We start from the raw sequence: 24,909 nt of genomic DNA on the forward strand, positions 1-24,909 counted from the left end.
GTTAGCCTCTTTTGCTGTTGATATGGTCAATGATTTTTACTAATTCACGTTGTACGTTTGGGGTCGTGTCACCCAAGAACGGACGCGCTTTAACGGGTATTGGCCAACGATTTTTATTTGGCTTATCGCGTAGTACCGACAAAATCACACCCGCTTTGCCTTGGCTTAGGTTTTCCGTGATTTCGCTTATAGTTGCGCGCCGGTATCCTTTGCCTTTGGCTTTTTTGGTTTTATAACCCAATGCAATTAATGCTTTCGCCTGGCTGCGTGTTGCGGCAGCTTTATAGTCTGGTTTGCCATGAATGCGTGCCATGCGGCTAGCGCTCATTGACTCTGTGCCACCGTCTTGATGCAACGCAGCTATTCGGCCTGTTAGTCCCGCTTTATGCTTAAGCTCTAAACGGTTGGCGTTTTTCACGTAAGGTTCTAATGTTCTGCCCATGCGTTTTAGCATCTTGGCTTTTTTACCATCGGCGCGGCTGGCCATGTGAGTGCCGTCAACCGTGGTTTGAGTACGTATCCGTTTGCGTGCTAATGCGCGTTCGTATCGCCCCAGTGTTTTTAAAATACGAGTGCGCTTGTTTGCGGGCAGTGATTGCAGTATCAACTGATGCTTTATGCTCAATGCTTGCTGTTTGTTTGGGGTGATAACTAAGCTCATTCGGCCCCCTTCTGCTGCACTTCAACGGTTTCAGCTATGTTTAATGGCACTAATGACACACGGTAGCGTTCGCCGTTAAATAGCACTGGGCCGTTGTCATCTGGTAGCAGTTCAATGTCATCCATTAACTGCACTTCAATTAATACTGTGGCGTGGTCTTTACTCACCACGTCGATATCCAGTTGTGGATCCTCTAGGCCGTATTCATCACGGGCCCAATTGCTGTCAATTAAAAAGGCAGCAACCATGGCTAGTAGGTTGTATGGGTTAATGCGGCGGTGCGGAAAGCGTTCTAGTGCAATCACGGCGTTGTGTTTCCACTTCGCGACTTGATAGCCTTCACTGCCTTTGTCTTCACCGTTGAGTATCAAGGTGCCGTTTTCTTGCCATGCATCGAGATCGTTGGCTTTAACAATTGGCGATAAGCTTGTGAGTAAAAATTCGGCCAATAGCTGCAACTGAGTCTTGGTTTGAGTGCTCATAATGAATGCACTCCGGCGCGGCCAAGGCCCATCAATAAACGCACTGATCGGTTTGATTGCGCTAATATGGCGTCTTGCTGTGCTTCGTCGCTGGCTTTGTTGTTGCCTGCTTCTTTTTGGTCAACAGCAGAAAAATAGCCCAGCAAATCGGCATGAGAACGGGCATAAACAGCCCCGCGGTAAATGCTAATTTGCTGCGCACTGAAATCAGGCGCTAGACTGGCGTCTAAGGCAAAAGGGGCTTCCGTTCCCGGTGCTGTCATGATGAAACTAAGCAATTGCTGCTGTATTTCTGCCACGCTACGATTGAGCGAATCAGCTAATACTGATTCTTCAAAATATTCAGGGATGCGACGATGTTGGCGAAATTCACCCGTTGACAATGCAGGCCAGCCGCTATCGTTATCGATAGCAATGCTTTGTTGTTGTCCGGCTTCAAATCCAAATGTCATACATCACCTGTGTTAATTGGGTTCAGTTCGGTTAGCGTCACAGTGGTTATTAACAGTCACCTGTTAAACACTCAGCTAGCGAACTGGAGGGTTGGGAGTTGGTCCCTTACGTTATTGGCCTTGTTCTTGTGAGCCACTTTCTTGTGACCCATAGGCCTCTAACGCACGTATTCGCATATCAATTTTGTTTCTTACGGTTTTCACCTGGGCGTGTTTATGCAAACTGGCCGCTTTTTCGAGTAACGCATCTGCTTGTTGCAAGCGGCTAATGTCGCCAACCTGTGTTGGTTTAATGTCGCCGTTAGTTGTGCGTAGTAATGCCAGCCCCGCGAATTTGTAAAACTTAGCGGTAACCGGTTCTGGCAGTTTCCAATCGTTAACCACGCGCTTAAACACCATGCTGAAATACGGTTCAATACTGTTGCCGTTTTCTGCTTGCACTTCTGCCCAATCAAATACCGTGTCGGCAATAAAACCTGCCCACTGGCGGCGAATACTGCCCGCCATAGGTTGATCAAGTTCGATAGCGCGAAACGCCAGTTCAATAGCTCGGCCAAGCTCACCAACATCAAACAGCCACACAATGCAGTAAGCAAAAATAGGATGGTCATCTACTTTGTCCTTTTGGTTGTTAGCGTCTAGCTTTGCTAAATAGTCAGTGGTAATGGGTAGCCACTTGGGCAATAACACATCACGTTTATGGCTTACCTTGTCGCTGCGTCTTGCAAAGGCTTTTAGTCGTTTTAAATCCGTTTCAAGTTCGATCAGTTGTAAGTGCAGGCTTGGGGCGTATTGGCCGCTACCTGTTAAGCTTACTTTTTCGAGTTGTTTTTTGGCTTGACGGCTTTCTCGCCATGCGAGGATGCTGGCGCCGCCGATGGCTTTTTTAACTCTGCGGTCGCTTCTTTAATGTCGTTCGCTGAATTGGCTATGCTGTCAGCGCTATAGGCTAAATCGCTGGCGCTGTCGTCAATGGCGCTGGCGCTTTGTTCTACTTTGTCAGCGGCATAGGTTACTGAACCGGCGGCATCGGTTACGCTGTCAGTTGACTCAGCTTGTTCTTGTTGAAGGCTTTTTAGGGTTTCAACTAGATTCACACCTACTTCAGCATTGATTTTTTGCTGCTCGGTTGCTTCTGTAATCGAGGTGATATTGCCATCATCGTCTGTGGTGACTTGTGCAATTACCCCTTTATCTGGGCCTGAAGCTAAATCAATGTAAATTTGTGTTTCTAATTCATTTAGCTGTGCTTCTGTTAAACCCGCAATGTAGCCACCTTTCTCAACGATAATTTTTGCGTTAGTAATAGCGACTGACTTATCGCAATATAACAACGCGGCTAATAGCTGCAGAGCCTCATTTTCTGGCGCTGGCGTTGATGCTGCATCTTGATTTGATGGATTTTGTTGTTTAGCTTTTTCTGCTGCACGGCGTTTTTTAAAATTAGCGATGGCACTCATGGCGATGTCCTATTTAGCTATTTGATAAAGGATTAACTAGGCACTCAGTGAGTGCCTAGTGATAGGGTTAAGCCGCTGGGGCTGCGCCAATATTCATTGCAGCTTCATCGATTGCACCGTATGCCTGCATTTCATCAACTGCATACCCTTCAAAGCGCCAATACTTGTCTTCCCAGCGCTTACGGTCTTCTACGTTTTCAGACTTGCGCGAGCGGGTGCCTTTTTGGGTGTAGCAATGCAAGTTAGAAAGCAATGTCACCACTAGGCGTTTACCTGGGAAGAACGGTGGTGTGTATGCCTTTAAACCACCAATGGATTTATCCATCATTTGCGCGGCAACACGTTCGGTTGGCTTGTCTGCTTGGTTCATCAACTTAGTCTGAGCGGTTGCGGTTAAGTCACTGCCAACCAATACAACCAAGCGTGGGTCGTTGCGGAATTGTTCAGGGATCAAGGTGTTCTTAACTTCGGTAACAATGGCGTCTAATGTTTTGTATTCACCGTCTTTCAAAACACCTGTTGCATCAGGGTTAAAGTAAATCGGGTCAGTCATTACCTGATCAGGCGCTTTCTCTTTTACTAACTGATGCCAGCCTTTGTTAACGTCTTGACCAAGCGGGTTGGCAACAGGATCTGTGTCTATTGCGGCAGAAGTACCATTAAAGCCAATGCGTAAAATGTCGAGGGCAAAACGCATAGTGGCGTTTTCACTCATTAGTTTCATGAATTGACGTTCACTGCCTGCGTTGGCCCATACTGCTAATGTGCCCCAATCAACAAAGGCACAAGAGTCAGTTTCGACCAGTTCATAGGTATTACCGTTAACATCTTGTCCTGAAGTAAATCGACCACCAGACTTACGCCCTGTGGCAATGCCTGTATTACCTACGCTAACCACTTGACCTTTAATTTGGTCAACGTCCATCATGGTGATCAGTTTTAAAAACTCGACTGAATCAAGAATGGCGGCGCGAAGTTTGGTTTCCATTGGGCCAGTAACGCTAAATTGCTTACTCACGTCTGGTGTTTGATATCCGGTGGCCATGTTGGTGCTGTATGCAAGCAAACAGGCTAGTGCAATTGGTGTTAAATTCATGATGCTATCTCGCTGCTAATAAATGACTAAAGTGGTTTAGTGGGTCTTAAACCACTGAGTAAGATTCGCCTAGACCTGCTGGATCAGGCTCTTGGCCTGCAGTTTCTTTGCTTAGCGCATTGAACTTGGTTTCCATTGCACCGAGCTTTTCTGTTAGTCCGGTTAATAGGGTTTCAACTTTGCTGAACTGTTCAGCACTAACACCTGGCGCGTCTGTTTTATCAGTCGCTGTGGTGGTATCAATTTCAGTTTTTTCGGTACCAGTTGCTTCTGGCTTTTTGCCAAAGGTGTCAACTTTGGTTTCAAGCTCTGTTAGCTTGGTGTCAAAGGTTTCAAATTTGCCCATTAAGGCTTCAAATTGCTCTGTTTTCATTGGGTCTTCCTCGGTTGGGTCGGTTGCCGCGTTTGGCTTATTAAAGTAATTGCGTAGCATGGCAAACAAGCCCTGTTCCGTAGGCGTTGCTTGTTCCGTAATGAAGTCACTTTGCTGTAACTCTTCTAATTGGCTGTATTCGTGGTCGTGGTGATTGTCACCGGCTGAAAACTTAAGGCGGGTTGTACCCGTTGATGCAGGCGAGTCGGTAACGGCAATACCCGATAAATAGGCTTTGCCCGTTCCTTTGTAATCAATGTTTGGCTCGATTGACATAAACAGCTTTTGACCTTCTTGGTTAGCTGCTAATAAGTAATCGTTGGCGGTTAACTTGACATATAAACGCAGTTTTCCGTCTTTAGTTGAGGCTTTGACTTCATCCACTATTCCCCAGTTTTTACCCTCAAACGGGCCCCATGATGAACGGAAATGTTCAGGCCAAATCATGGCGGTGTATTCATCCACTGAATATTGTGCGGCCATGTCTTCAATCCACTGTTTGGTGATAGTGCGACCGTCGACTGTTGCGCCTTCGGTTGCTGCGATAACCCATCCAGTTTGCTTGCCCATGTGTTTGCCTGCCTAAAGTCGATAAATGCGTAAATGCTGTTTAGGCCTACAGCTTACGGCTTTGACAAGGTGCAATCACTTGGCAAACTTCGGCGTAATTCCGATTTTTGCATTATCGGAACTGAGCCGATATTTAGTCCGTTATGAGTGCTGCGATAGTCAATACACTGGCAACATTAATCATTAACCCTGAGTGATATGGCCTACTCTCCTGAAATCCGTGAAGCCGCAAAACGGCTTTATTTACGCAGACACACCCCTGATGAAATTCGGGACGAACTCGGCCTGCCAAATAATCGGGTGGTGTACTACTGGGCCGACAAATACGGCTGGCGTGATTTACTGCGAGAGGAAGAAGTAGACGAGGCTATTGCGCGCCGCATTGTGATGCTGTCAGATATTCAGGACAAATCAGGTAATCAAATAAAAGAACTCGACATGCTGATTGAAAAGCATGTGAAGTTGAAAAAGCAGCGCCTAATCAGCGAGGGCCATTCGTTTGGTTCTGGTTCTGGTTCCAAGTCTGGTAATAAAGGTAATAACGCTAAAGGTGGCGAACGCTCTGGTAATGACGATAAACCCCGTAAAGGCCGCAAGCGCAAAAATGATGTAAGTCATTTAGACGCTGAAGACTTTGGCACCTGGTACGCATCGCTTTTTGAATACCAAAAAACCATGCATGAAAACTTGCATCAGCGTATTCGGAACATTTTAAAAAGTCGTCAAATTGGTGCAACGTATTACTTTGCTGGTGAAGCATTTGAGCAAGCAGTATTAACGGGGGATCCGCAAATATTCTTGTCGGCGTCACGTTCTCAAGCAGAAGTATTCCGCAGTTACATTATTGCTATTGCACAAGAATTTTTTGAGATTGAATTAACCGGCAACCCAATTGTGTTGCACACCAAACACGGTGATGCCGAACTGCGTTTTTTAAGTACCAATAGTAAAACCGCGCAAAGTTATCACGGCCATGTGTACGTTGATGAATACTTTTGGATTGGTAAGTTTGATGTATTAAACAAATTAGCCTCTGCCATGGCTACTCACAAAAACTGGCGTAAAACCTACTTTTCAACCCCATCCACTAAAGCACACCCCGCTTATTCGTTTTGGACTGGTGACCATTGGCGACAAGGCAAGCCTGACCGTGAAGAGGTTGAGTTTCCCACCTTTAATGCCATGCGCGACCGTGGCCGATTATGCCCAGATAAACAGTGGCGCTTTGTGGTCACGATTGAAGATGCATTGGCTGGCGGCTGCGGCTTATTTGATATTGATGAACTGCGCGATGAATACAACGGCGATGATTTTGCCAACTTGTTTATGTGCGTGTTTGTTGATGATGCGGACAGTGTATTTAAGTTCAGCGACCTTGAAAAATGCATGGTTGATGCTGCGAGGTGGCAGGACCATAAACCCAATGATTTGCGGCCATTTGGCAACCGTGAAGTGTGGCTAGGTTATGACCCATCACGCACCCGCGATAATGCGACTTTGGTTGTGGTTGCACCAGGTGAAAAGAAAGGTGAAAAGTTCCGCGTACTCGAAAAACATTATTGGCGCGGGCTTAACTTTGCCCATCATGTGAGCGAAATTCAAAAGGTGTATGCACGTTACCGGGTGACTTACATTGGCGTTGATACCACTGGCATTGGTGCTGGGGTGTTCGACTCGATTAGCACCTTGTTCCCGCGTGAGGCTACGGCGATTCATTACAGTGTTGGTAGTAAAACCCGCTTGGTGCTGAAAATGATTGATGTGATTGAAGGTGGCCGCATTGAATGGGATGCCTCACACAAAGACATTGCCATGAGTTGTTTAGCGATACGACGAACTACCACCGATACTGGCGGGGCCATTACCTTTAAAGCCAGCCGCGACAATGCCACAGGCCATGCCGACGTATTTTTTGCGATTGCCCACGCGGTGATCAACGAACCCCTTAATTATGAACACAAGAGATCATCATCATGGACAATGCAACACTAACTGCCGCGAACGACGATATAGCAAACGAGACTGAGCAACCGAGCAGCAATGCACCTGTGGTGTTTAGTTTGCCCGAACAAGTGATGCCTAATATGTGGCTTACCGATTACGACTCGTTGTATTACAACTCAAGCGATGAATATTGGGAACCGCCCATTGATAGGCATTTACTGGCTAACTTAACCCGCCGTAATGCGCAACACGGCGGCATAGTGCAAAGCCGCGCCAATATGGCTGCATCGCGTTTTGTGTCTGGCGGTATGAGTGCCCAAGAAGTTGTCGCCACTTTTTTAAATTTTGTGCAGTTTGGTGATGTAGCGTTAGTGAAGATCCGCAACGGTTTTGGGCAAACTGTGCGGTTGTTTCCGTTACCCAGTTATCGAACCCGCGTGGGTGAAGATGGTGGCGCGGTGGTGTTAGAGCGTGATCAGCAATTTAAGCGATATAAGGCCAAAGACATTATTTGGGTGCGCCAGTATGACCCAGTACAGCAGGTGTATGGTTGCCCCGATTATTTAGGCGGCTTACAAGCAGCATTGTTAAATGAAGATGCCACGTTATTTAGACGCAAATATTACATTAATGGCGCTCACATGGGTTTCATTATGTATGCAACCGACCCGAACCTAGACCCCAATGTTGAGAAAGACATTAAAGAGAAAATTCAAGACTCAAAGGGCGTGGGTAACTTCCGTTCGCTGTTTGTGAATATTCCCAACGGCAAAGAGAAAGGCTTGCAGATTATCCCCGTGGGTAATTTTGAAAGCAAAGACGAGTTTATGAACGTTAAAAACGTGTCTGCTCAAGACGTACTCAACGCGCACCGTTTCCCCCCTGGCTTAGCCGGTATTATTCCGGCCAATACTGCAGGCCTTGGCGACCCAGCTAAATATGATGCGGTTTATTTTAAAAATGAGACTAAGACGTTGATCAACAATTTGGTTGATGCGATAGCACGTGATCCAGAAGTGGGTGGCAAGTTAAAGCTGTTTTTTGATTTGGAGTAATGTTGCAGACATAAAAAAACCGCCTAAATGGCGGTTTTATATTTTTTAACTTAGCAGCCGCTGACTAGTCTCTCATCATGCTCAACTTCAACTTCTACTTGTTGGCTCATTGATTCTCTAGCTATCATTTTCATTTCAGCTTCTACAAATCGCTCTAAAACTCTACGGATCAGTGGCTGATAACCACCTAATCCATTGCGAGTTGCTAAATCTTTTAGGTCTTGTATTAAAGACTTCTGCAAACGGATTGAGATCATTTGTAAGGCTAACATATCATCTACTTCTCTAGATGTTATATCCGTAGCTATCTCTACAAATGCTTCATCATTACCAAGTGTACCGTTTTCCCAGTTCTCTATTGTACTTTCAATTTTCATATTCATACCCTTAGCCAATGAATAGTTACAGCTTTATACCAATTCACATTTCTTTAGCGAATCGATTATAAATATCTGACTCTACGTCATTCGGCGGAAACACAGATTTGATGAATAAATCACCGGCATCTTGTATGTAACAAACTTTTAACTTTATTCCTTTATCAGTCTCTGAGATGAACCATTTCGTTGGCGGGTTGGTTCGATGGTCTTCTCTATTATCGACTAAGTCCGTATGAGTGCGGTTTAAAAAACACTCATAAACCTCGCTAACATTCACACCGTGTTTTTGTAAGAGTTTATCTCTTACAGGTTTCGACATCTTGATAGCCAAATTAGACTCCTTCCTTATCTTTGACCGTAATATACAGACGCCATTTATATTTGTATATACAAAATGTATATATATTCATCCTAAATGGCAAATTTTTATCATAAATAATTATTTTGGTTACGGCTACTAAGTACCTTTTACTGTTTAAAAAAACAGTGCTATGGCGTAAACTAGAACCGTTAAACATTAGCGTTCAAACGATTGGGAGATCGACATGCGGGTGTTATGCACTAGCTGCAACAATAAAGCGATTATCGGTAAAACCGATAGAATAAGTTCGGCACATGCTAATTTGTATTGCTCATGTTCTGACCCAGAGTGTGGCCACACGTTTGTTGTTAACGTATCGTTTAGCCACACTCTAAGCCCTAGCGCAAAATCATCGAGTCAATTAGTTAAGCAACTGGTTAACGCGATGTCATTAGAGCATCGTTTGCAACTTCAACGTGAACTAAACTTTCTGTAAGCTCTTGCCGCGCATTTTTAGCCATTATGAGCATCATTAAGACACAATTATCTTTTTCGGACTCGCTGGTTTGTTGTACATGTAATTCACATAGCAATTCAACTTGCTCAATAAACGCTAAACCCATTGATATTACCTCTTATAAAGACGCGCCATTAGCGACGCCATACCTATTATCCACATAATTAAAAACGCGCAACTCAGTGTGCACTCTCAAATCTTACTGATAAAACTTGCTGATAAATGTTTTTCAAATTCGAACTTCAATAAGGCGATTGGGGTGCAGCTTAAGTGAGTTTTTTATGCTTTGGAATAGGCAGGCTTGGCTGGGGAATATACCCATTAGAATAGCTAATATCACGGGTCAACATATTTGTTGTTATTGTTGTTAAACACATAAAAACCAATTTATATCAAAATAAAAGACTTTAAAATCAATTTGCTATCATAAAAAACTAAACTCCTTACTTTTATTTCATATCTATTCGTTTACATTCGAATCCGTTCGCAGGGCTTTTTTTAATAAAGCAATATTTTTGATGGTGTCGTTAAAACGATTAAGCACAAGCAATTATATTAATTAGTGCGAATAGTTTTCACTGAAAACTATTTTGACTCACTTTTTAGTGGTTGCCAGTTTTTAAAACTGTGATATGGACAAAATCAACACTAGTTAACTGGTGTTGATTTTGCGTTATGCCTGCCTTTTATGCCTGCCGTTTATGATTGTCACTGTACTGCATGGCCAAGTCTGCTGCTTTATTTAACCTGGTTAATGCGTTGCTAAAATGCTGTTGGGTGACACCAAAACGGGCATAAGCTCTTTTAGCTGGCAAGCCATCAACCAAATAGGCGCGCAACGCATTTTGTTTGGCTTCGCTATTGATGCGCGTCATCTTAAGTAAAATGCCGAATTGCTCGGCACTTTCACAACCTTGAACAAGGGTTTTCATTAGTGCTTTCCGATGTTACTTAGTGCAGACAACATCACCATCGTTTTAATTTTTACTTCCTGCCTATTATCTTCAGCTGATAATAAATCTTTAAGTACAATAATTCGCTCTGGGTCTGTTAGCGTTGATGCATTAAGTACCATTTTTAGCGATTTTGTAACGCTTTCCATTGCTTGTTCGTTTGGATTAAATTGATTTTTGTTAGTCATGTTTTTTTCCTTTTTGCTGGCGCGATGCCACTATGTTATTTAACGTTACACGGCACTTTTCTCGTTGTTCTGTTGGCAGGCGTTCTAACCACTGGCGAACGGCTTGCTTGTTTAATGTGTCTAATTGCTTTTTACAAAGGTGATAGCGCTCATGGCATTCAACCGTTAATTGCTGCGCATCGGCTATGGCCTGCATATCGGCTGGGTTATTTCGGTCAAAAATCGGCATTGTCGTCTTCTATTGGTATGGGTTTAAAATAGAGATGTTCGTTAATGGCCTCACAGCTTTCGCAAACTTCAAACTTGTCTAATGCCTCTTGGGTACTTTGCTGCCCACAAGCCGGACAAATTATTTTTTTAGGTTCTTCCCAATCATCAAATATACCGTCCATAACACCCCTATTTTTCACCGTAAATAAATGCTGATATGTCGTGACAACTTATGCACATACCGTCAATTTTTGGCTGTGTGGTTATGTCACATTTACAAGCTGAACACGTGCTGTTAGCCGTTGAGTGCTGATGTGATGCCGCTTTGTTTAGCCAGTTTGAAAGGTCTGGTTTATGGTCGCGGGTAAACGTGGTTTTTTCTTTTGGTGGCTCGACAAACTTGTCGGCGTACTTTTCACGCTTATTCAGATCAACCACATGTTGCAGTTGCTCGAGTGCAAGTTTTGCCATGTCTGGCGACATATCTTGCAGCCATTGATCAACATCTAATTGACCGTCAACCACCCGCCATGCTTGAGCGTTCAATACTTGTTTGTTGGCATTGATGCTGGCGAGGGTAAATGCTTCAAATTGTGAATTAAGGGCAGGATCATCCCAATCACTATGGGCCTGATGGCTATTGGGTGGCCTGCGGCTAACAAACAACATGCCCTGACGTAGTGAAATATATTGGTCATGACCATTTACAACAGAGTTAATAATGGACCCCGCACGTAGGCGTTTAAGATCCTCGTTGTCTAACCCTAACTTTCTGCCCTCTTGTATTAACAACTGATCACCTTTGGCGATCTTTTTGTTAGTTTTGATGGAGTCCGTACAGTTATTGTCAGAACTCCAAGGTGCGCGGCTGTCGCCGCTTTTAGAAGCAAGATCAACAGACAAATCAAAAGCCACATCAAAAGCGCGTTCGTCTGGTGTCGGCACGTACATGTCGGCCTGCGGCTTGCGGATTTCCCAACCATCTAACCTGGTGTTAATAGTGGTGTGGTTTTCCTGTGACAGTACGCCCATGATTTTTGATACTTCTTCACCGTAAACGTTGCCGTGGTCTTGAATGGCTTTAGCCAGTTGCACTGGTCTGTCTGCGCGTTTACAAAAGGTGCCGCCCATCACTTCAACGTAGCGTGACCAATTACTGCTATCAGCTGCATTGCGGGCGCGTTCAACTACGTCGTCAAAATCAATGGCCTCACGTAATCGACGCAGCTCACGCCACACGGTTACCGACGGGCCACCAATTTGCTGAAACTGGCGAATGTTCCAAGTGCTTGACCACGCCGCAACATTTTGCGCGCCGTTTTTACCGCTGGTTTCAGCTTCATGATCATCATCTACCATGTGGCCATCGATGTTTTTAGCGATGTATTTGGCGATATAACCGGTTGCCGACCCTTTGGCAGGATCAATGGTTTTAAAATCGAAACGGGGTTTATAACCTTGGTGGCGTAAACTTTTTTTACCTTTGGCGGGTGCAAGGTCGTGCTTGTCATGCTGCAAGGCATAACGACGCATAATTGAACGGGCATGGCGTAGCTGTTCTTGTTTAAAAAATAGTAATAAATGCCAGTGTGGTGTGCCGTCATGGTGGGGTTCGACTACGCGAAAACCAAATACTTCAATATCTTCACGGGCAAATTTTGCGCGGCATTTAGCCCACTGGTTACAAAGGTAGGCTTGGGTTTGCTTTGGGGTAGCACCATCGTATTTTTTATTAGAATAAGACGGGCCTTTTATGCTTTTTTTGTAACTGTGATATTTGCTTGGTGCGGTCCATGTGTAGAACTCACCTGCAAAACCTTGCTCAATGGCGAGATCTTCAAAGCCGCGCATACGCACCATTAATTCAGCACGGCGAACTTCTGGGTTAGCTACTGATGCGGCAACCGCATCGGCTAATGTCAGTTCCAATCCGTGTTCGTCATTAACCACTTGCATTTCGTTTAGCCATAAACGAGCGGCATGTTTACGTTGCTGCCATGCTTTAAAGGCGTGGTTAGACACGTAAGGCGATACGCCGCTACGAACTTTACCCACGACGATGGCGGTATGTTCTTCATAATGTGAATAGGCTTTATTGAGTTTACGCAGCCACCAGTTTTCATCGGTTAACCTGGCGATGGCGCCTGCAATAAGGTTGTACATAGCGGCATGTTCATCAAACACGCCGCTGGCTTTCTTGTCGTTGTAATCAGTGAAATCGGGTAATGCTGGGCAAAATCCCCACTGATCTGCTGGTTCTTTTATGGCTAATAACAGTTCTAGTGCATCAACCTGTTTGTTGCCGTAATCAGTTACATTATTCAATACACCCGTGCAACGGTCTGCCCACTCGGCGGCAATGGCTTGGCGGCGGTCTTCGGTGTTGAGGTGAAATATAGGAATGGGGAATTGATTAACCATGGCGGTTAAGGTTTCAACACGTTTACGCAACCAAATGTTTGGGCTTCGGCCATTGTTTAAGGCGCGGCGTTTATAGCAATATTGGCCGAATAACGTCACGGCCACATGCTCTGGCAAGTCGGCAACCAGTTTGGCCGACCATGCAAGATCTGCTTTGGCGTGAAAGGTGGTAAAAAAAGCGGCCGTATCAAGGCCGACTTTACGGGTTAGGTCTTCCAGATTCATCAGGCGACCTTGTTAACTTTTTTAGTTTTAACAGTGTCGGCGCTAATGATGTGACTAAAACCTTGTTGGATATTGGGGAATCGATTGCCGTTGTCCCAAATAAACCAACTGTATTCACATGAGTCACTACCACCACCCACAAAACGTGGGCGAGGAATGATAATGGGCATTTTTTGAGGAAAACCAATTTCAGCCCAAAACGGTATACGTATTTTGCTGCCTAAAAAGTTAACCCGTTGCAAATAGGCCAATGTGCCGTTTGGGGCTAACTCGTTAAGTGACTTTGCTAAAAACTCACATGTGAGTGAGAAAGGCGGGTTTGTGATGATCACGTCTTGCTGTTCAAACTTAGTAGTTAAGTAGTTAACCCCGCGATCAAGTTCTGCCCAACTTTTTTGAGCGTCTGGTAATGCGACTTTATTATAAATGGCATCAGTTCCACGGCATGGTTCTAAAAAGCGGTCTGTGGGGTTAAGTAGCAATTGAGCCAATAAAGCATCGACTACATTATCAGGCGTTGGATAAAGTTCATTTGCGCGGACATTGCCGCTAGTGCTGCTCATAGCTCCTCACCCTTTTCAATGCGTTCCCACTCATTCACGGCAATATTTTTAAACATCTCAGGGTTTCGGCCTGTGCGCATAATCCCTTTCACTAACATCTGCTGTAGTAGATCACTGGCTTGTTCAAAATTTTCATCAAAACATTGCGCTAAGATACGATCCGCTTTTTGCTGTTCTGTTTTTTCTTGTGGTAGCATCATGTTTCCTTACTTATTTGAAATGGAAGTGAAAGTGGATAATAAAATCAATGCAGCTCTTGAAGCGCTTTTTATTGATGAAGACAAATACGGCCGATATGTTCTAGGGTTTCGCAATAGCGACGGCGTGCTATATCGAAAAATAAACGTTGATGGTTTTAATGCTTTTGTTGGCGCCAATGAAGGTATGCCTAAACATGGCTTTACTAATGAAGTAAAAGACATGAGCAAAACAGTGCAAGGCTGTGACGCCATATTTTCGTATGTTGGTAAATAGTTCATATCGCCCCCAAATCAGCCAATGAAACGCCCATTTCTTTGGCTAATTTCATGTCTTCTATTTTTCGTAAACGGTCGTAACGCGCCTTGGCTTCTGCACTGCGTTCGCGCTTGGTAGCTGCGGTTGGTCGGTTATGAGTGCGGTTAAAAATGCGCAAGCTTTCTGGAATATGACGGCTCATGACTATATTCCCCCCATTTCATATTGATTTAGCTTGGTGCCGTCGTAAGGCACAAAGCTTTCAGATGGACGGTTAACACGTAATTTAGATTCGGCAACCTCGGCAAAAAACTCGGCATCGGCTTGGGTGAAGTCCTCAACCTCAATCGCATTTACTGTGCGAGTAATGCCCCAACCGTTATAGTCATGGGGTTTGTAAGTGATTTCGGTTTGTTTTAATTTGCAGCCCAATTTATAAAAACTGTCTGATAACGTAACCACACCAAATTTGGTGTCGAATTTGCGTTTTAAAATCATCATGCTGCCACCTCTTGCCTTACGATTGAGTCCATTCCCTGCAAAGAACACGTCAATTCAAAACAAAGCTGGGTTAGTGTGTGATCAGCCAATACATACAAAGCGACTTTTTCAAGCCCTTGCGCCATACCTAAGTATCTAAGCGCCATAAGTGGCAATCCTTGTGAATGCGCCTCACAATGCCGTGCATAAATATCAGCCATCAACTTGCGCATGGCGACATGTTGAGGATTGGTTAAATCGAATTGAACAGTTGAGTTAGCCATGATCACACCTCCACTTGATTAACTTGAATGTTGTTGCGAATGGCAATCAAACGAATGTTTAACGTTTTAGCCAACTGTGGTGAAGTGGGTTCCGCGATGGCTTTTAGTGATTCAAGTACAGACTCAACTGCTGTGCGATCAGCTGGCTTTGGTAACTGCAAGGTGCGAATAACGCGATTGGCTTCGGCGGCAATCACTTGCGCAAAAGGATTAGATGCTGGTATGCTTGATTTCATCATATTGTAATCTCCAAAAATTACCGATTTGATACGAGCCATTACCGTTCCAGCGGTTATGGCTTTTTTGTATCTAGTGTTTGTTGTCATTGTCTAACTCGCTCATTAATTCCCGCGCCTGTTTACTGATAAGTCTCAGTTCATCATCAATATGATTTGTTGGTTGCGGTGCGACTGCTTGAGTTACTGCTTGAGTTGCGATAGCGGTTTGACGTGGTGAAATAAACTGAGCGCGGCTTAATGGCATGTTGCTAAAGGCGCGGCCTAAATCTGTTAACGCAATTAACGACTGTCGAACGGCTTCACGTTCATTAGTTGATAAACTCAGCAATGGACGGTTTAAGTATTCACTTGGTTTTAGTCGTGCACCAAAAAGCACTAATGCGCGTTGCTGTGCTGGTAGTTTGTCAAACTGGCTTGCGGCACTGGTTTTACCTAACATTTTGCGCATTGCGGCAATGGCCTCACGTCCAACATCACCGTGCGGTTCGTTGGCTGCTGGTATTGCGCGATTGTTTATCGTATTAGATAACGGCTGTTTTATGGCTAAAGACATAATTAATCCCTCTACATAAAGCCCGGTGTGGGCATTGTTTGCACTGCATCAAACGCTACCGATAACACAGGTATTGCTTGAAATTTTTGTTCAACGTCATGCATGAAAATAGCTAACTCGGTCATCACATAACTGGCACGTTTTATCGTTTCGTTACGCATTCTGGCGGTTACTCTGCGCTGGGCTTTTGCATCTAATGCCAGTGCACCTAACTGGGCGGCGTTCGCATTAATATCAAGCGCTCTATCGGTTAACGTCATCCTGTCTGCTGTTGCAAAATCGTCGGTACAAACAGATGGCATACAATTCAAATCAAGTAACACCCCATCAATTAAGCAACGGTTTTTGCTTGCTCTAGTGATGGCAACTAACTCATGCACCGTTAACTGGTGTGGTTGTTCTGGTAGTAACTTGTTGCGTAACACCTGACTGCTTTTAATCCCTGCTTCACTTGCAACGTCTTTCAGTAATTCATCATTGGCAAATTGGCGCATTGCGCCGACAACATGCGGTTGTGATGCAAACTGTGTATTGCTCAATTGTGTATACATTGCTGCAAAACTCCTTTTTGCTAACATTCAATTGAAGAATAAAACACTGCAATTGAATACTTTGAATTATAAAGCGGCGAGTTCTGCCGCTTCTTTTGCTACGGCAAGCATGTTGATGAAAGGACGTTCTTGGGGTTTTAGCTTTGGGCGAATAGGTAAACGGCCATCGCTGATTAAAGAGCGAACAGTTCTAACGCTAATACCCACGCGACGTGCGTATTCTTCAGATGAAACGAAAGGTGCATCAATTTGAAATGTGAATTGACTCATTTGGTGGTATCCTTTTGATTGTTTGTGTGTGTCGGAGGGTGCCGAAACCCTACTTTTTATCGACTATATCTAAATGGTGACCCATGATTGATCACTTAAATATTAAAGTCAACACTGAAGATGTTGTACTTTTAAAAAAAATAGCTCTCCCTTTGGAAGCTGTTGGAGGAAAAGTGCTTATAAATAGGCTTGTTCACCTCTTTAATTTGCGCAGCAAGGTTGAATTATCTGAGTTTATTGGCGTATCAACAGGATCTATTGCGACTTGGCAAACACGGGATGTTTTGCCTTATGAGTTAATCGTTCGTATTCATTTAGCAACAGGCGTATCAATTGAATATTTATTGTTTGAGGAACTGAAAGGTGACTTGAATGTAATGCAATTTTTGCCTGACCCAACACTTCAACCAAACTATGCCAATATAAAATTTAATATTTCAAAGTTTCGCTACTCGCTAACAAGTCCTGCTAATTACGATGGTGGCGCAGTAGTAATAGAGCGATTGGTTTCATTGTTTAGATTAGAAAGTAAAAAAGAATTAGGTGAGTTGCTTGATGTCAGCGTAGGTACTTTAGGAACCTGGCACACTAGAAGAATAACCCCACACGAATTGCTTTGTCGGATACATTTAGCAACGGGTGTGTCAATGCACTTTTTGTGCTTTGGTAAAGAGTGGGAAGATGTTGTGGCGGCGCGTAAAAATGCAGATTTATCACCTTCTGTAGGCTCTGCTAACTTGCAACAGTCCAGTGAAGCAAAAGTAAAATCTAGGGTTGACCACATAATACCGAAAGATATTGCAGACCAACCAAGTTACGACAACATGATGGTTCAAGTACCGACTTTTGATATAACAAGCGGTAACATGAAAGCCATAGATCCTTATTTTTTCTCTTATAATGTTTTGGATTCATTTGGGATGTCAGGGCAAAGCACTCATATAGTGATAAATGATGGTAAAACTTCTTTTATCGATACAAATATAAGCACTGTCACAAAAGGCCTATATTTATTTTCGGTAAATAATTTATACCAAATAGGTGAACTGAGACAGCTACCCGATGGAAAGCAATATTTAATCGAAGGTGAAGAACGTTTCCCTATCGATACGAGCATCACAAAAATTGCCGGAAAAGTAGTTTCAGTATTGAAAAAAACTTAATCAATCAACACAAGGAAGTGAATATGACAACAACTACACTAGATAAAGACGGCCAACCATATAGCCGTATGAATTTTAAAGGTAATAAGCAAAAAGCACTTTGCTCATTAAAAGGACTGTTAACAGGCATCGTCTGTGATACCAAATTAAAGCCAACTGAATTACTCTTTTTGAATGCTTGGTTAAAAGATCATGAGTTTTTGCAGGATGACCCTGATTCGGTTGATTTAATCGATGCGTTAGAAGATGTACTTGAAGATGGCATAATGACTGATGAAGAGCATGAGGATATTTTTTGTTTAGTTGAGGATGTGATTGCCTATAAAGATTTAGATAATTCCTGCTGCAAAGATCACGTCAATGTTCTTTTAGGTATTTTGAAAGGAATTAGCGCTGATGAAGAGATTAATGAATCAGAAGTATTGTTTCTAAAAAAATGGTTATCAAGTAACCCTGATATTAGTGATGTTTGGCCTGTTCCACTGTTAACCACTAAGATTTCCGAAATACTTGAAGATGGCATAATCACAAGAAAAGAACGTGACGAACTTTACCAGTTAGTTAACTTAATCACCGGTAATGATTTTAATGAAACGGGTGATGCATCCGATAACCCGACTCAACTTTTTGACATTGTAGAATCAATCTCTCATTCCATTTCAGGTTTCTGTTTTACAGGTAAATTTAAAAGTGGAACACGCAACGAAATAGAATCAAAAGCCAATAGCCTTGGGGCTGTCGTCAAAAAAAATCCAACTATGGCAACTCATTATGTTGTTGTTGGATCCCTCTCCAGTCGCGATTGGGCCTATTCAAGCCATGGACGTAAAATAGAACTAGCGAAAACTATGCAGTCTAAAGGCCATAAGATTTATATTATTAGTGAAGACCAATGGATGGCGGCTATTTAGTTTTATGAAACGTTATTTACTAATGTGGATGTACATTGTAATAAGTTGATCTGTATCTTCGATGGTGTTCAACACTTTGAACCCATGCTGTAGATATAGGTCAATTAACCTAGCATTATCTTCACATTCTAAAATAATGGCTCTACCGCCCATTAATGTCCTGACTTGATCAATGACCGAGTACACTTCGTCGAGAATGTTTTCTAATGTTAGTGGGTTGTTTTTGACACTGTAATTTTTGGCTAATTGGCCGATAAGAAATACGCGGATACGCTCTACATCTTTACGCATACCGTCGAGTTTTTTTATCTGGACTTTAGGCACATCAAATCCGCCTAAAAACAATTCTTTAAATGAAATTGAAAAATAAGCCAATATTAGACCTGCTTCATCATCAAGAATTAAGTATGTTCTGGATTGGTCGCTTTCTTCAAACCGAATGGCTTTGTTAGGTGAGCGTATAAATTCTTCTACGTCGGGGTTTTTGGGGCAGGTAAAATCAGAAAAGAGTTTGGAAGTTTTTTCTTTCCCAAACTCTTTTAGCAAGTCTCCAAGGTGGACAACCGTTGTTTTAATAAGCTGATTCCTTTGACTTTATCTTTTTTATAATCACGTACTTTTACAGTAACCACATGGGGATTGTTAAAGTCGTTTTTTAATTGTTGTACACTTTTTTTATCAGTAACAACAAAATCTTTGTTAAATGACGCAGTTGCCATAGCTACCACCTCTTTTGATTAATATTGCTTCAAGGCCAATATTGACCTGTTCGTCAATTATACAATTTTGCCAATCAAATACAACCTTTTGTGCCAATAGGTGCTGTATAGTGCTTAATTGTCGCGTTTCCTATAATCTATATTAATAAGTTTCGTATAGTATGAGCATAACAAACACTAAAGACGGCAGTAACAAACCTTGGCGTATTGATATGCGTCTTGGTGGTCGTGATGGCAAACGTATCAGAAAAGTTTTTGCCACCAAAGGCGAAGCAATCGCTTATGAAACATTTGTATTAAAACAAGTTGATGATAAACCGTGGCTTGGTGAAAAAGAAGATAACCGCAAACTTTCTGAATTAATAAAACATTGGTATGACTTGCATGGCCAACAACTTGCGCAACCTCAATCACGATTACGCAAACTTGAGTTAACGTGTTTTGGCTTGGGCGACCCAATCGCTAGCAAACTCACGATTAACGATTTTGCTCATTATCGCCAATCAAGACTTGATGGTGAGATAGAAGATTTTCAAGGTAAAAAAACCAAGGTTAAACCAAACACCATTAATCACGAACACGCCTATTTAAATGCTGTTTTTACAGAATTAAAACGCCTTGGTGAATGGACTCTGCCAAATCCATTAGAGGGTTTACCTCAATTCAAAATTGAAGATACCGAATTAGCGTTTTTGTACCCTGAAGAAATTCCGGTTGTATTGGACGAGTGCCGCAATGCTGAATATGAACACCTGGTCACTATAGTGATGGTATGTTTGGCAACCGGCTGCCGATGGTCAGAAGCTGAAGGTTTACGGGGTAATCAAATTGCCCATAACCGAATAACGTTTGTTAAAACCAAAGGTAAGAAAAACAGAACGGTGCCAATTGCTCAAGGTTTAGCTGACTTATTGCCCCGCGTTCGTGGTCCACTATTCAGGCCATGTCGCAGATCATTCGAACGCGCAATAAAACGAAGCGGCTTAACTTTCCCGGAAGGGCAAATGACGCACATTTTGCGTCATACTTTCGCCAGTCACTTTATGATGAACGGTGGTAATATTTTGGTGTTAAGGCAAATCTTAGGTCATGCTGATATTAAAGACACAATGCGTTATGCCCACTTTGCACCTGATCACTTAGATGATGCGATAACCAAAAACCCAATCGCAGGCATATTATAAATGCCCACAAATTGCCCACACAGCCCGTCAATCATCGTCAGCAATCGGCACCAACCGACAGTTAAATCATTGTTTTACCTGTAAGTATATGTTTAACCTACCCCATATAATGAATGTAGGCTTTCTGGACGCGGGTTCAAGTCCCGCCGCCTCCACCAATTTATAGAAGGGCTTAGCAGCAATGCTAAGCCCTTTTTGTTTGCCCATTTTTGCATGGCAACATTTTATACTTCATTTTTAAACTAACATCAACGTCGTGGCGCTTTGCCCACACCCGACCAAGAAGGGAAAAACTGCTATTCCCTCTTGGCTCTTTGCTCAAGAATTGGCCATTACAAGCCGTCCCACAACATTTTCCAAATGGATTAAACAACAGCTGCGAAAAGGTCGTCATGGGGATAGATCCAGCTTTTAACTTCGTTTGAATCTTGCTTCGGCCCATCTTGCAGTAAAGAGTGAAAATGCTAACGTTTCCGATAGGCATCTAATAGGTAGGATGCCTTATAGCACATGGTCAATGATGTTCCCGACATCATAATGACATTTCCAATATCCATATAGATCAGATGTGCGAGAAAGGCCTGTCAGACTCACGAATTCTGTTGTAAAGAGTCTTCAACGGCCTCAATTGTTATTAAGCCTGAAACTATGGATCAGCTCACGCATTCTGTTGTAAAGAGTCTTCAACGTCATCAAGTTCAGAGTTGAATCACGCCAATTGCAAGCAAGGTATGCAAATCATTTTTTCCCCATTTCATTTTGCTTAGACTCGCCAATTTCGAGAAGTTGAAGATGGAATGCCCTACTTAACTCTAATCCAAATGTTTCTAGCGTTCCCAGGCCTTACCAGAGCTCCTTATTGTTGACGTTTGGACTACAAAAATGAATTGAGTATCACAAAATAATGCCTAGACCTGAAAGGATATTAAAGTGCGCTGACAAAAGCTGTTACAACGTTTGTAAGTTCCTGATCTTTTCCAGCATTTAATTTACCATCAACAAAGTAATCATAAAAACGACCTAAGCTATACGTACCTTTAATATCGGCTCCCCACCACGGCATTAATTGCGATAATGTTTGAAGGTTAGTAGCACCACCATTAGGGCCTGGAGAAGTGCTAAGTAACAATACTGGTTTCTTCGTTGCAAACATTGGATTTTGTAAATCGCCTAAACGAGAAACCCAGTCGATTAAATTTTTAAATTCTGCAGGTATTCCACCATTGTGCTCTGGAGAAGCAATGATGAAAGCATCATATTCAGCAAATAACGCACGTACTTGTTTAGCCGTTTCAGGATGGCCTTCGCTTTCTTCTCTATCTAAACTAAAGAAAGGCATTGGATAATCTCGAATATCTAGCATGGCAACGTCATGCCCTTCAATTTTGCTCGACGCTAACTCTAATAGCATTCTATTGATAGAGTTTTTACTGTTACTTGCTGATACGGTGAGTATTTTTGTCAAGATTAAATTTCCTATATTATGAAAGATTGATTGTTGAATTAACAATTAATCCTTTTGGTTTTTAAATTAATTTTTTAGTTATAGCTAATTTAGTACTAATAAAGCGAAATCTCCAGCCGTTCTCTCAGCGGTGATAACCTTAAGTAATAACATATTTAATTCACCTTATTTAAATAAATAAGTGTTAGATGAACTTGTTCGCTGAGCGCAGTAAAATCTAATTTTTCATCACGTACCAAATCACCATCTTTTACTTCAACACCATTAAGAACACCTTCACCACCAGTGACATAAGCAATAAACTCGCCCTCCTGGGTGACATTCTTATTTTTGCTGAGCAAACCAACTTCAATAACAGTTTCGCTATCAAGTGTGACACTTTGTGATTTATTGCCACCATAAACACGTATCATCTGGTCTTTTTTAAGATCATGAAATTTATAACTTGCAGGCTCACCGGCCGCTTCAGGTAAGACCCATAATTGCAGCATTCTGTTTTCTACATTATCAGGGTTAATTTCATTGTGTACAAAACCTTCACCACCAGCACGTTGTGCTTGCACTTGATTGGCTTGCATTGACTTGCCGTTTTCCATAGAGCCTTGGTGCTCTATACTTCCTTCAAGCATAACCGAAATGACATCCAATTCTTTATGTGGGTGCATGCCCGTTTGACCTTTAGGCGTAAAACGCGCATCAGCTAAATATATAAAGTTGCCAAGTCCATTCCATGTATCGTTTTGTCCGCCAATTTTGTTATCAACAACAAGACGGGTTTCTTTTAATCCTGCAAATCCACCTCTGTGTAATGAATCTTTACTTAATAACTGCATTTTAATTTCCTCTTTCATTACTAGCTGATAACAAAAACCAACTTACTGTTTGGTCTTTTCGAACTGTAAAGCTATTATATATATAAAATATTTTATTAAAACAAAGTAATACTGACAAATATGTTCGAATTGACTGAACATTAATATCAGTATCAAAGTATCAATAAGTGGCTAGTGAAATTATCTTTAGAAGCTTGTGAGGTGTTGGATGCGATAGACAGAAAAGGCAGCTTTGCCGCAGCCGCAGCCGCTCTATATCGCGTACCGTCCACAATGACTTATACGGTACAGAAATTAGAAGAAGATTTAGGGATTATGATTTATCGACGAGAAGGTCGAAGATCTATCTTAACGCCTGCGGGTAAAGTGCTACTTGATCAAGGTCGAGAATTACTAAAAGCAGCTCAAAGTATTGTAGAAACAGCAAAACAAGTAGACAGTGGCTGGGAATCTCATATCACTATAGCACTCGATACTATTTATGATATTGAAGAGTTATATAATGTCGTTGAAGAGTTTTATAAACTTCAAACCCGTGTTGAAGTTAATATCACTGAAGAAGTATTAGCAGGGAGTTGGGATGCAATTATTGAAAATAGAGCTGACTTAGTCATCGGTGCACCCCACCCAGAAATAAACACTCAAGGAATTAAGTTTGAAGAAATTAAAGTAGCAGATTGGCAATTTGTGGTAGGGAGAAATCACCCTTTACTCGAATACGATCTCCCTTTATCAGAAGATGATATCAAGCCATTTCATTCAATTATCATTAAAGATTCTTCAAAAAGGTCCCCCGCCATGACTCATAGGATATTTGAGAAGCAAACAGTGTTACGAGTTGCCTCGATGGAGCAAAAGATATCAGCTCAAATTAGAGGGCTAGGAGTTGGTTTTTTACCAACGCATCGTATTACTAATCACCTTGAAACTGGGGAGCTGGTTTCCCTTAAGATCGCTAAAGATGCACCATTAACTCCTCTGTTCATTGGCTGGAGAACAAATAACAAAGGCAGAGCAATAAGATGGTTCATCGATAAATTTCGTGAGTGTAATAAATAACACGCACATATTAAAGAAGTAAATTCATAACTTTTTTAGGCTAAATTAAGTGGTCAGTAGCCTATAAATCATGCATTTCACTAGACTGTTTTTAGTTAAGAATAAGATTCTATTTCATTTAAATTATCTAAAAGGTTAATGGCTGCAATATCGGATTTCCTGCCGTAAACCTTTGAATTATTACGGCGAGATTGAACCTTAATAACAAGGCCACTCCAAATTATTGGCGAATATTTAACCACCACTCTAGTCTTTAGTTATCTATATTTACTTGCAGGTAATGAATGATGGCTAGGCCAAGACAAACCATTGTTAGCCTAGATGACACGCCTACTCCCTGTTTATAGAAAGTTGCCACTGTTGTTCGCGTGTGGTGCGTAAGGCTTTTCTCTGGTATTGATAACTCGACAGGTGAAAACTTTGAGCATCACCGAGAGTGGGTTGATTCACGTATTCTTGAGCTAGCGACCATTTTTGCCATTGATATTTGTGCTTATGCATTCTTGTTAAAAAGCAGGGAGCAATCACTTACATGTCGTTGTTAAAGTCGATGCAGAGAAAGTGAAACATTGGTCAGTTAAAGACGTGTTGGTTCAGTGGCACAAAGGCTTTAAAGGGCCATTACTGACGCAGAAGTTTGTTAAAGGTGAAGACCTAAACGAATTAGAACCTAACACAGTGAATGATTGTATAGCCAAGTACAGACAACGCTTAGTCGATATCAGTTGGTTTATGCGCTCACTCAGTGAGCCGATAGCTAGAATGGCTAACTAATAAGGATAGGCCGCGCGAAGCCGCGTCCTTATCCCAAGTGTTGAACAAGCCCGAACACGTGAGATGTGACTCTTTATTATGTAATTAACAGTTCGAGAAAACGCGCTGTTTGATGTG

36 protein-coding genes are annotated in these 24,909 nt (G+C 42.4%); 9 read left to right on the plus strand and 27 right to left on the minus strand.

Translation table 11 applies throughout. From position 1 onward, the window contains the following. Position 1: 1 nt before the first annotated feature. From H5125_RS08105 to H5125_RS08135, 7 genes are all read right to left on the minus strand, one after another. Positions 2–661 (minus strand): hypothetical protein, encoded by a 660-nt coding sequence (locus H5125_RS08105; protein ID WP_182743971.1) that lies wholly within the window; start codon positions 659–661, stop codon positions 2–4. After that, positions 658–1,143 (minus strand): phage tail protein, encoded by a 486-nt coding sequence (locus H5125_RS08110; RefSeq protein ID WP_182743972.1) that lies wholly within the window; start codon positions 1,141–1,143, stop codon positions 658–660. The genes H5125_RS08105 and H5125_RS08110 overlap by 4 nt, the downstream gene beginning before the upstream one ends. Continuing rightward, entirely contained in the window at positions 1,140–1,595 is a 456-nt protein-coding gene (locus tag H5125_RS08115) for a head completion/stabilization protein (protein ID WP_182743973.1), read from the minus strand. The genes H5125_RS08110 and H5125_RS08115 overlap by 4 nt, the downstream gene beginning before the upstream one ends. Positions 1,596–1,706: 111 nt before the next feature. Further along, complete coding sequence (gene gpM, locus H5125_RS08120; RefSeq protein WP_310734190.1) at positions 1,707–2,474, minus strand: phage terminase small subunit; 768 nt, start codon at positions 2,472–2,474, stop codon at positions 1,707–1,709. After that, entirely contained in the window at positions 2,408–3,055 is a 648-nt protein-coding gene (locus H5125_RS08125; protein ID WP_182743974.1) for a hypothetical protein, read from the minus strand. The genes gpM and H5125_RS08125 overlap by 67 nt, the downstream gene beginning before the upstream one ends. 67 nt (positions 3,056–3,122) lie before the next feature. Continuing rightward, positions 3,123–4,151, minus strand: coding sequence for a phage major capsid protein, P2 family (locus H5125_RS08130; protein ID WP_124016809.1), 1,029 nt, complete (start codon positions 4,149–4,151; stop codon positions 3,123–3,125). Positions 4,152–4,197: 46 nt separating this feature from the next. After that, positions 4,198–5,094, minus strand: a complete 897-nt coding sequence (locus tag H5125_RS08135; protein WP_182743975.1) for a GPO family capsid scaffolding protein — start codon at positions 5,092–5,094, stop codon at positions 4,198–4,200. 198 nt (positions 5,095–5,292) lie between these two features. Between H5125_RS08135 and H5125_RS08140 the strand changes: the two genes are divergently transcribed. Together H5125_RS08140 and H5125_RS08145 are read left to right on the plus strand one after the other, a co-directional pair. Then, on the plus strand, positions 5,293–7,086 hold the full coding sequence (locus H5125_RS08140) for a terminase large subunit domain-containing protein (RefSeq protein WP_182743976.1): 1,794 nt from the start codon (positions 5,293–5,295) through the stop codon (positions 7,084–7,086). Next, positions 7,068–8,093, plus strand: a complete 1,026-nt coding sequence (locus tag H5125_RS08145; protein ID WP_182743977.1) for a phage portal protein — start codon at positions 7,068–7,070, stop codon at positions 8,091–8,093. The genes H5125_RS08140 and H5125_RS08145 overlap by 19 nt, the downstream gene beginning before the upstream one ends. A 50-nt stretch (positions 8,094–8,143) precedes the next feature. Here the strand turns inward: H5125_RS08145 and H5125_RS08150 are convergent, their stop codons facing one another. Further along, the gene (locus H5125_RS08150; protein ID WP_182743978.1) at positions 8,144–8,470 is read right to left on the minus strand and encodes a hypothetical protein; all 327 of its coding nucleotides are present in this window, start codon (positions 8,468–8,470) and stop codon (positions 8,144–8,146) included. 43 nt (positions 8,471–8,513) lie between these two features. Then, on the minus strand, positions 8,514–8,804 hold the full coding sequence (locus tag H5125_RS08155) for an ADP-ribosyl-(dinitrogen reductase) hydrolase (RefSeq protein WP_220487274.1): 291 nt from the start codon (positions 8,802–8,804) through the stop codon (positions 8,514–8,516). 214 nt (positions 8,805–9,018) lie between these two features. On the opposite strand from H5125_RS08155, the gene H5125_RS08160 reads away from it, so the two are divergent. Next, positions 9,019–9,270 (plus strand): ogr/Delta-like zinc finger family protein, encoded by a 252-nt coding sequence (locus H5125_RS08160; RefSeq protein WP_182743979.1) that lies wholly within the window; start codon positions 9,019–9,021, stop codon positions 9,268–9,270. A 707-nt stretch (positions 9,271–9,977) separates the two neighbouring features. Here the strand turns inward: H5125_RS08160 and H5125_RS08165 are convergent. Genes H5125_RS08165 through H5125_RS08195 form a run of 7 tightly spaced genes read right to left on the minus strand, consistent with a single transcriptional unit; the run spans position 9,978 to position 14,051 of the window. Further along, entirely contained in the window at positions 9,978–10,223 is a 246-nt protein-coding gene (locus H5125_RS08165) for a PapB/FocB family fimbrial expression transcriptional regulator (protein ID WP_182743980.1), read from the minus strand. Continuing rightward, a complete protein-coding gene (locus tag H5125_RS08170) occupies positions 10,223–10,432 on the minus strand; it encodes a hypothetical protein (protein ID WP_182743981.1) in 210 nt (69 codons plus the stop codon). Before H5125_RS08170 ends, H5125_RS08165 begins: the two co-directional genes overlap by 1 nt. Then, positions 10,425–10,661 carry a hypothetical protein gene (locus H5125_RS08175; RefSeq protein WP_182743982.1) on the minus strand — a complete coding sequence of 79 codons (237 nt, stop codon included), beginning with the start codon at positions 10,659–10,661 and terminating at the stop codon, positions 10,425–10,427. Before H5125_RS08175 ends, H5125_RS08170 begins: the two co-directional genes overlap by 8 nt. Then, a complete protein-coding gene (locus H5125_RS08180; RefSeq protein WP_182743983.1) occupies positions 10,648–10,824 on the minus strand; it encodes a hypothetical protein in 177 nt (58 codons plus the stop codon). Before H5125_RS08180 ends, H5125_RS08175 begins: the two co-directional genes overlap by 14 nt. A gap of 7 nt (positions 10,825–10,831) precedes the next feature. Continuing rightward, complete coding sequence (locus tag H5125_RS08185) at positions 10,832–13,288, minus strand: replication endonuclease (RefSeq protein ID WP_182743984.1); 2,457 nt, start codon at positions 13,286–13,288, stop codon at positions 10,832–10,834. Next, complete coding sequence (locus tag H5125_RS08190; protein ID WP_182743985.1) at positions 13,288–13,851, minus strand: DNA methyltransferase; 564 nt, start codon at positions 13,849–13,851, stop codon at positions 13,288–13,290. Before H5125_RS08190 ends, H5125_RS08185 begins: the two co-directional genes overlap by 1 nt. After that, on the minus strand, positions 13,848–14,051 hold the full coding sequence (locus H5125_RS08195; RefSeq protein WP_182743986.1) for a hypothetical protein: 204 nt from the start codon (positions 14,049–14,051) through the stop codon (positions 13,848–13,850). Before H5125_RS08195 ends, H5125_RS08190 begins: the two co-directional genes overlap by 4 nt. On the opposite strand from H5125_RS08195, the gene H5125_RS08200 reads away from it, so the two are divergent. Beyond that, positions 14,050–14,325, plus strand: coding sequence for a hypothetical protein (locus H5125_RS08200; protein WP_182743987.1), 276 nt, complete (start codon positions 14,050–14,052; stop codon positions 14,323–14,325). The genes H5125_RS08195 and H5125_RS08200 overlap by 2 nt on opposite strands. Position 14,326: 1 nt before the next feature. On the opposite strand, the gene H5125_RS08205 is transcribed toward H5125_RS08200, so the two are convergent. From H5125_RS08205 to H5125_RS08235, 7 genes are all read right to left on the minus strand, one after another. Further along, positions 14,327–14,509 carry a hypothetical protein gene (locus H5125_RS08205; protein WP_182743988.1) on the minus strand — a complete coding sequence of 61 codons (183 nt, stop codon included), beginning with the start codon at positions 14,507–14,509 and terminating at the stop codon, positions 14,327–14,329. Positions 14,510–14,511: 2 nt separating this feature from the next. Continuing rightward, entirely contained in the window at positions 14,512–14,808 is a 297-nt protein-coding gene (locus tag H5125_RS08210) for a hypothetical protein (RefSeq protein WP_259395416.1), read from the minus strand. Beyond that, positions 14,805–15,071, minus strand: a complete 267-nt coding sequence (locus H5125_RS08215; RefSeq protein ID WP_182743989.1) for a hypothetical protein — start codon at positions 15,069–15,071, stop codon at positions 14,805–14,807. The genes H5125_RS08210 and H5125_RS08215 overlap by 4 nt, the downstream gene beginning before the upstream one ends. Positions 15,072–15,073: 2 nt before the next feature. After that, positions 15,074–15,310, minus strand: a complete 237-nt coding sequence (locus H5125_RS08220; RefSeq protein WP_182743990.1) for a hypothetical protein — start codon at positions 15,308–15,310, stop codon at positions 15,074–15,076. A 70-nt stretch (positions 15,311–15,380) separates the two neighbouring features. Then, positions 15,381–15,863, minus strand: a complete 483-nt coding sequence (locus tag H5125_RS08225; RefSeq protein WP_182743991.1) for a hypothetical protein — start codon at positions 15,861–15,863, stop codon at positions 15,381–15,383. A gap of 11 nt (positions 15,864–15,874) precedes the next feature. Continuing rightward, positions 15,875–16,414: a phage regulatory CII family protein gene (locus H5125_RS08230; RefSeq protein ID WP_182743992.1), complete on the minus strand. Its 540-nt coding sequence runs from the start codon at positions 16,412–16,414 to the stop codon at positions 15,875–15,877. Between the two features lie 66 nt (positions 16,415–16,480). Next, positions 16,481–16,684, minus strand: a complete 204-nt coding sequence (locus H5125_RS08235) for a DNA-binding protein (protein WP_182743993.1) — start codon at positions 16,682–16,684, stop codon at positions 16,481–16,483. An 83-nt stretch (positions 16,685–16,767) separates the two neighbouring features. On the opposite strand from H5125_RS08235, the gene H5125_RS08240 reads away from it, so the two are divergent. Together H5125_RS08240 and H5125_RS08245 are read left to right on the plus strand one after the other, a co-directional pair. Further along, a complete protein-coding gene (locus tag H5125_RS08240) occupies positions 16,768–17,847 on the plus strand; it encodes a helix-turn-helix domain-containing protein (protein WP_182743994.1) in 1,080 nt (359 codons plus the stop codon). Between the two features lie 23 nt (positions 17,848–17,870). Then, positions 17,871–18,758, plus strand: a complete 888-nt coding sequence (locus H5125_RS08245; protein ID WP_182743995.1) for a BRCT domain-containing protein — start codon at positions 17,871–17,873, stop codon at positions 18,756–18,758. A gap of 12 nt (positions 18,759–18,770) precedes the next feature. Here the strand turns inward: H5125_RS08245 and H5125_RS08250 are convergent, their stop codons facing one another. Together H5125_RS08250 and H5125_RS08255 are read right to left on the minus strand one after the other, a co-directional pair. Beyond that, positions 18,771–19,304, minus strand: coding sequence for an acetyltransferase (locus H5125_RS08250; protein WP_220487276.1), 534 nt, complete (start codon positions 19,302–19,304; stop codon positions 18,771–18,773). Next, the gene (locus H5125_RS08255) at positions 19,298–19,477 is read right to left on the minus strand and encodes a hypothetical protein (protein ID WP_182743996.1); all 180 of its coding nucleotides are present in this window, start codon (positions 19,475–19,477) and stop codon (positions 19,298–19,300) included. The genes H5125_RS08250 and H5125_RS08255 overlap by 7 nt, the downstream gene beginning before the upstream one ends. Positions 19,478–19,638: 161 nt before the next feature. On the opposite strand from H5125_RS08255, the gene H5125_RS08260 reads away from it, so the two are divergent. Then, entirely contained in the window at positions 19,639–20,661 is a 1,023-nt protein-coding gene (locus tag H5125_RS08260) for a tyrosine-type recombinase/integrase (protein WP_182743997.1), read from the plus strand. Positions 20,662–21,586: 925 nt separating this feature from the next. On the opposite strand, the gene H5125_RS08265 is transcribed toward H5125_RS08260, so the two are convergent. Beyond that, positions 21,587–22,126, minus strand: a complete 540-nt coding sequence (locus H5125_RS08265; RefSeq protein ID WP_101085553.1) for an NADPH-dependent FMN reductase — start codon at positions 22,124–22,126, stop codon at positions 21,587–21,589. Positions 22,127–22,281: 155 nt separating this feature from the next. Continuing rightward, a complete protein-coding gene (locus tag H5125_RS08270; RefSeq protein WP_101085555.1) occupies positions 22,282–22,959 on the minus strand; it encodes a pirin family protein in 678 nt (225 codons plus the stop codon). A 174-nt stretch (positions 22,960–23,133) separates the two neighbouring features. Here H5125_RS08270 and H5125_RS08275 point away from each other — a divergent pair, with 174 nt between their 5' ends. Both H5125_RS08275 and H5125_RS22185 read left to right on the plus strand, forming a co-directional pair. Continuing rightward, positions 23,134–24,018, plus strand: coding sequence for a LysR family transcriptional regulator (locus H5125_RS08275; protein ID WP_101085557.1), 885 nt, complete (start codon positions 23,134–23,136; stop codon positions 24,016–24,018). A 561-nt stretch (positions 24,019–24,579) separates the two neighbouring features. Further along, entirely contained in the window at positions 24,580–24,792 is a 213-nt protein-coding gene (locus H5125_RS22185; protein WP_259395417.1) for a hypothetical protein, read from the plus strand. Positions 24,793–24,909 lie beyond the last annotated feature (117 nt).

Source organism: Shewanella sp. SR44-4 (assembly GCF_014163715.1).
Taxonomy (GTDB): Bacteria; Pseudomonadota; Gammaproteobacteria; order Enterobacterales; family Shewanellaceae; genus Shewanella.

What these genes read in the sequence shown, in the direction of transcription:
- H5125_RS08105 (WP_182743971.1), bottom strand. Translation starts at nt 661, where the DNA reads ATGAGCTTAGTTATCACCCCAAACAAACAGCAAGCATTGAGCATAAAG.
- H5125_RS08110 (WP_182743972.1), bottom strand. Translation starts at nt 1,143, where the DNA reads ATGAGCACTCAAACCAAGACTCAGTTGCAGCTATTGGCCGAATTTTTA.
- H5125_RS08115 (WP_182743973.1), bottom strand. Translation starts at nt 1,595, where the DNA reads ATGACATTTGGATTTGAAGCCGGACAACAACAAAGCATTGCTATCGAT.
- H5125_RS08125 (WP_182743974.1), bottom strand. Translation starts at nt 3,055, where the DNA reads ATGAGTGCCATCGCTAATTTTAAAAAACGCCGTGCAGCAGAAAAAGCT.
- H5125_RS08130 (WP_124016809.1), bottom strand. Translation starts at nt 4,151, where the DNA reads ATGAATTTAACACCAATTGCACTAGCCTGTTTGCTTGCATACAGCACC.
- H5125_RS08135 (WP_182743975.1), bottom strand. Translation starts at nt 5,094, where the DNA reads ATGGGCAAGCAAACTGGATGGGTTATCGCAGCAACCGAAGGCGCAACA.
- H5125_RS08140 (WP_182743976.1), top strand. Translation starts at nt 5,293, where the DNA reads ATGGCCTACTCTCCTGAAATCCGTGAAGCCGCAAAACGGCTTTATTTA.
- H5125_RS08145 (WP_182743977.1), top strand. Translation starts at nt 7,068, where the DNA reads ATGGACAATGCAACACTAACTGCCGCGAACGACGATATAGCAAACGAG.
- H5125_RS08150 (WP_182743978.1), bottom strand. Translation starts at nt 8,470, where the DNA reads ATGAAAATTGAAAGTACAATAGAGAACTGGGAAAACGGTACACTTGGT.
- H5125_RS08160 (WP_182743979.1), top strand. Translation starts at nt 9,019, where the DNA reads ATGCGGGTGTTATGCACTAGCTGCAACAATAAAGCGATTATCGGTAAA.
- H5125_RS08165 (WP_182743980.1), bottom strand. Translation starts at nt 10,223, where the DNA reads ATGAAAACCCTTGTTCAAGGTTGTGAAAGTGCCGAGCAATTCGGCATT.
- H5125_RS08170 (WP_182743981.1), bottom strand. Translation starts at nt 10,432, where the DNA reads ATGACTAACAAAAATCAATTTAATCCAAACGAACAAGCAATGGAAAGC.
- H5125_RS08175 (WP_182743982.1), bottom strand. Translation starts at nt 10,661, where the DNA reads ATGCCGATTTTTGACCGAAATAACCCAGCCGATATGCAGGCCATAGCC.
- H5125_RS08180 (WP_182743983.1), bottom strand. Translation starts at nt 10,824, where the DNA reads ATGGACGGTATATTTGATGATTGGGAAGAACCTAAAAAAATAATTTGT.
- H5125_RS08185 (WP_182743984.1), bottom strand. Translation starts at nt 13,288, where the DNA reads ATGAATCTGGAAGACCTAACCCGTAAAGTCGGCCTTGATACGGCCGCT.
- H5125_RS08190 (WP_182743985.1), bottom strand. Translation starts at nt 13,851, where the DNA reads ATGAGCAGCACTAGCGGCAATGTCCGCGCAAATGAACTTTATCCAACG.
- H5125_RS08200 (WP_182743987.1), top strand. Translation starts at nt 14,050, where the DNA reads ATGTTTCCTTACTTATTTGAAATGGAAGTGAAAGTGGATAATAAAATC.
- H5125_RS08195 (WP_182743986.1), bottom strand. Translation starts at nt 14,051, where the DNA reads ATGATGCTACCACAAGAAAAAACAGAACAGCAAAAAGCGGATCGTATC.
- H5125_RS08205 (WP_182743988.1), bottom strand. Translation starts at nt 14,509, where the DNA reads ATGAGCCGTCATATTCCAGAAAGCTTGCGCATTTTTAACCGCACTCAT.
- H5125_RS08210 (WP_259395416.1), bottom strand. Translation starts at nt 14,808, where the DNA reads ATGATGATTTTAAAACGCAAATTCGACACCAAATTTGGTGTGGTTACG.
- H5125_RS08215 (WP_182743989.1), bottom strand. Translation starts at nt 15,071, where the DNA reads ATGGCTAACTCAACTGTTCAATTCGATTTAACCAATCCTCAACATGTC.
- H5125_RS08220 (WP_182743990.1), bottom strand. Translation starts at nt 15,310, where the DNA reads ATGATGAAATCAAGCATACCAGCATCTAATCCTTTTGCGCAAGTGATT.
- H5125_RS08225 (WP_182743991.1), bottom strand. Translation starts at nt 15,863, where the DNA reads ATGTCTTTAGCCATAAAACAGCCGTTATCTAATACGATAAACAATCGC.
- H5125_RS08230 (WP_182743992.1), bottom strand. Translation starts at nt 16,414, where the DNA reads ATGTATACACAATTGAGCAATACACAGTTTGCATCACAACCGCATGTT.
- H5125_RS08235 (WP_182743993.1), bottom strand. Translation starts at nt 16,684, where the DNA reads ATGAGTCAATTCACATTTCAAATTGATGCACCTTTCGTTTCATCTGAA.
- H5125_RS08240 (WP_182743994.1), top strand. Translation starts at nt 16,768, where the DNA reads ATGATTGATCACTTAAATATTAAAGTCAACACTGAAGATGTTGTACTT.
- H5125_RS08245 (WP_182743995.1), top strand. Translation starts at nt 17,871, where the DNA reads ATGACAACAACTACACTAGATAAAGACGGCCAACCATATAGCCGTATG.
- H5125_RS08255 (WP_182743996.1), bottom strand. Translation starts at nt 19,477, where the DNA reads ATGGCAACTGCGTCATTTAACAAAGATTTTGTTGTTACTGATAAAAAA.
- H5125_RS08260 (WP_182743997.1), top strand. Translation starts at nt 19,639, where the DNA reads ATGAGCATAACAAACACTAAAGACGGCAGTAACAAACCTTGGCGTATT.
- H5125_RS08270 (WP_101085555.1), bottom strand. Translation starts at nt 22,959, where the DNA reads ATGCAGTTATTAAGTAAAGATTCATTACACAGAGGTGGATTTGCAGGA.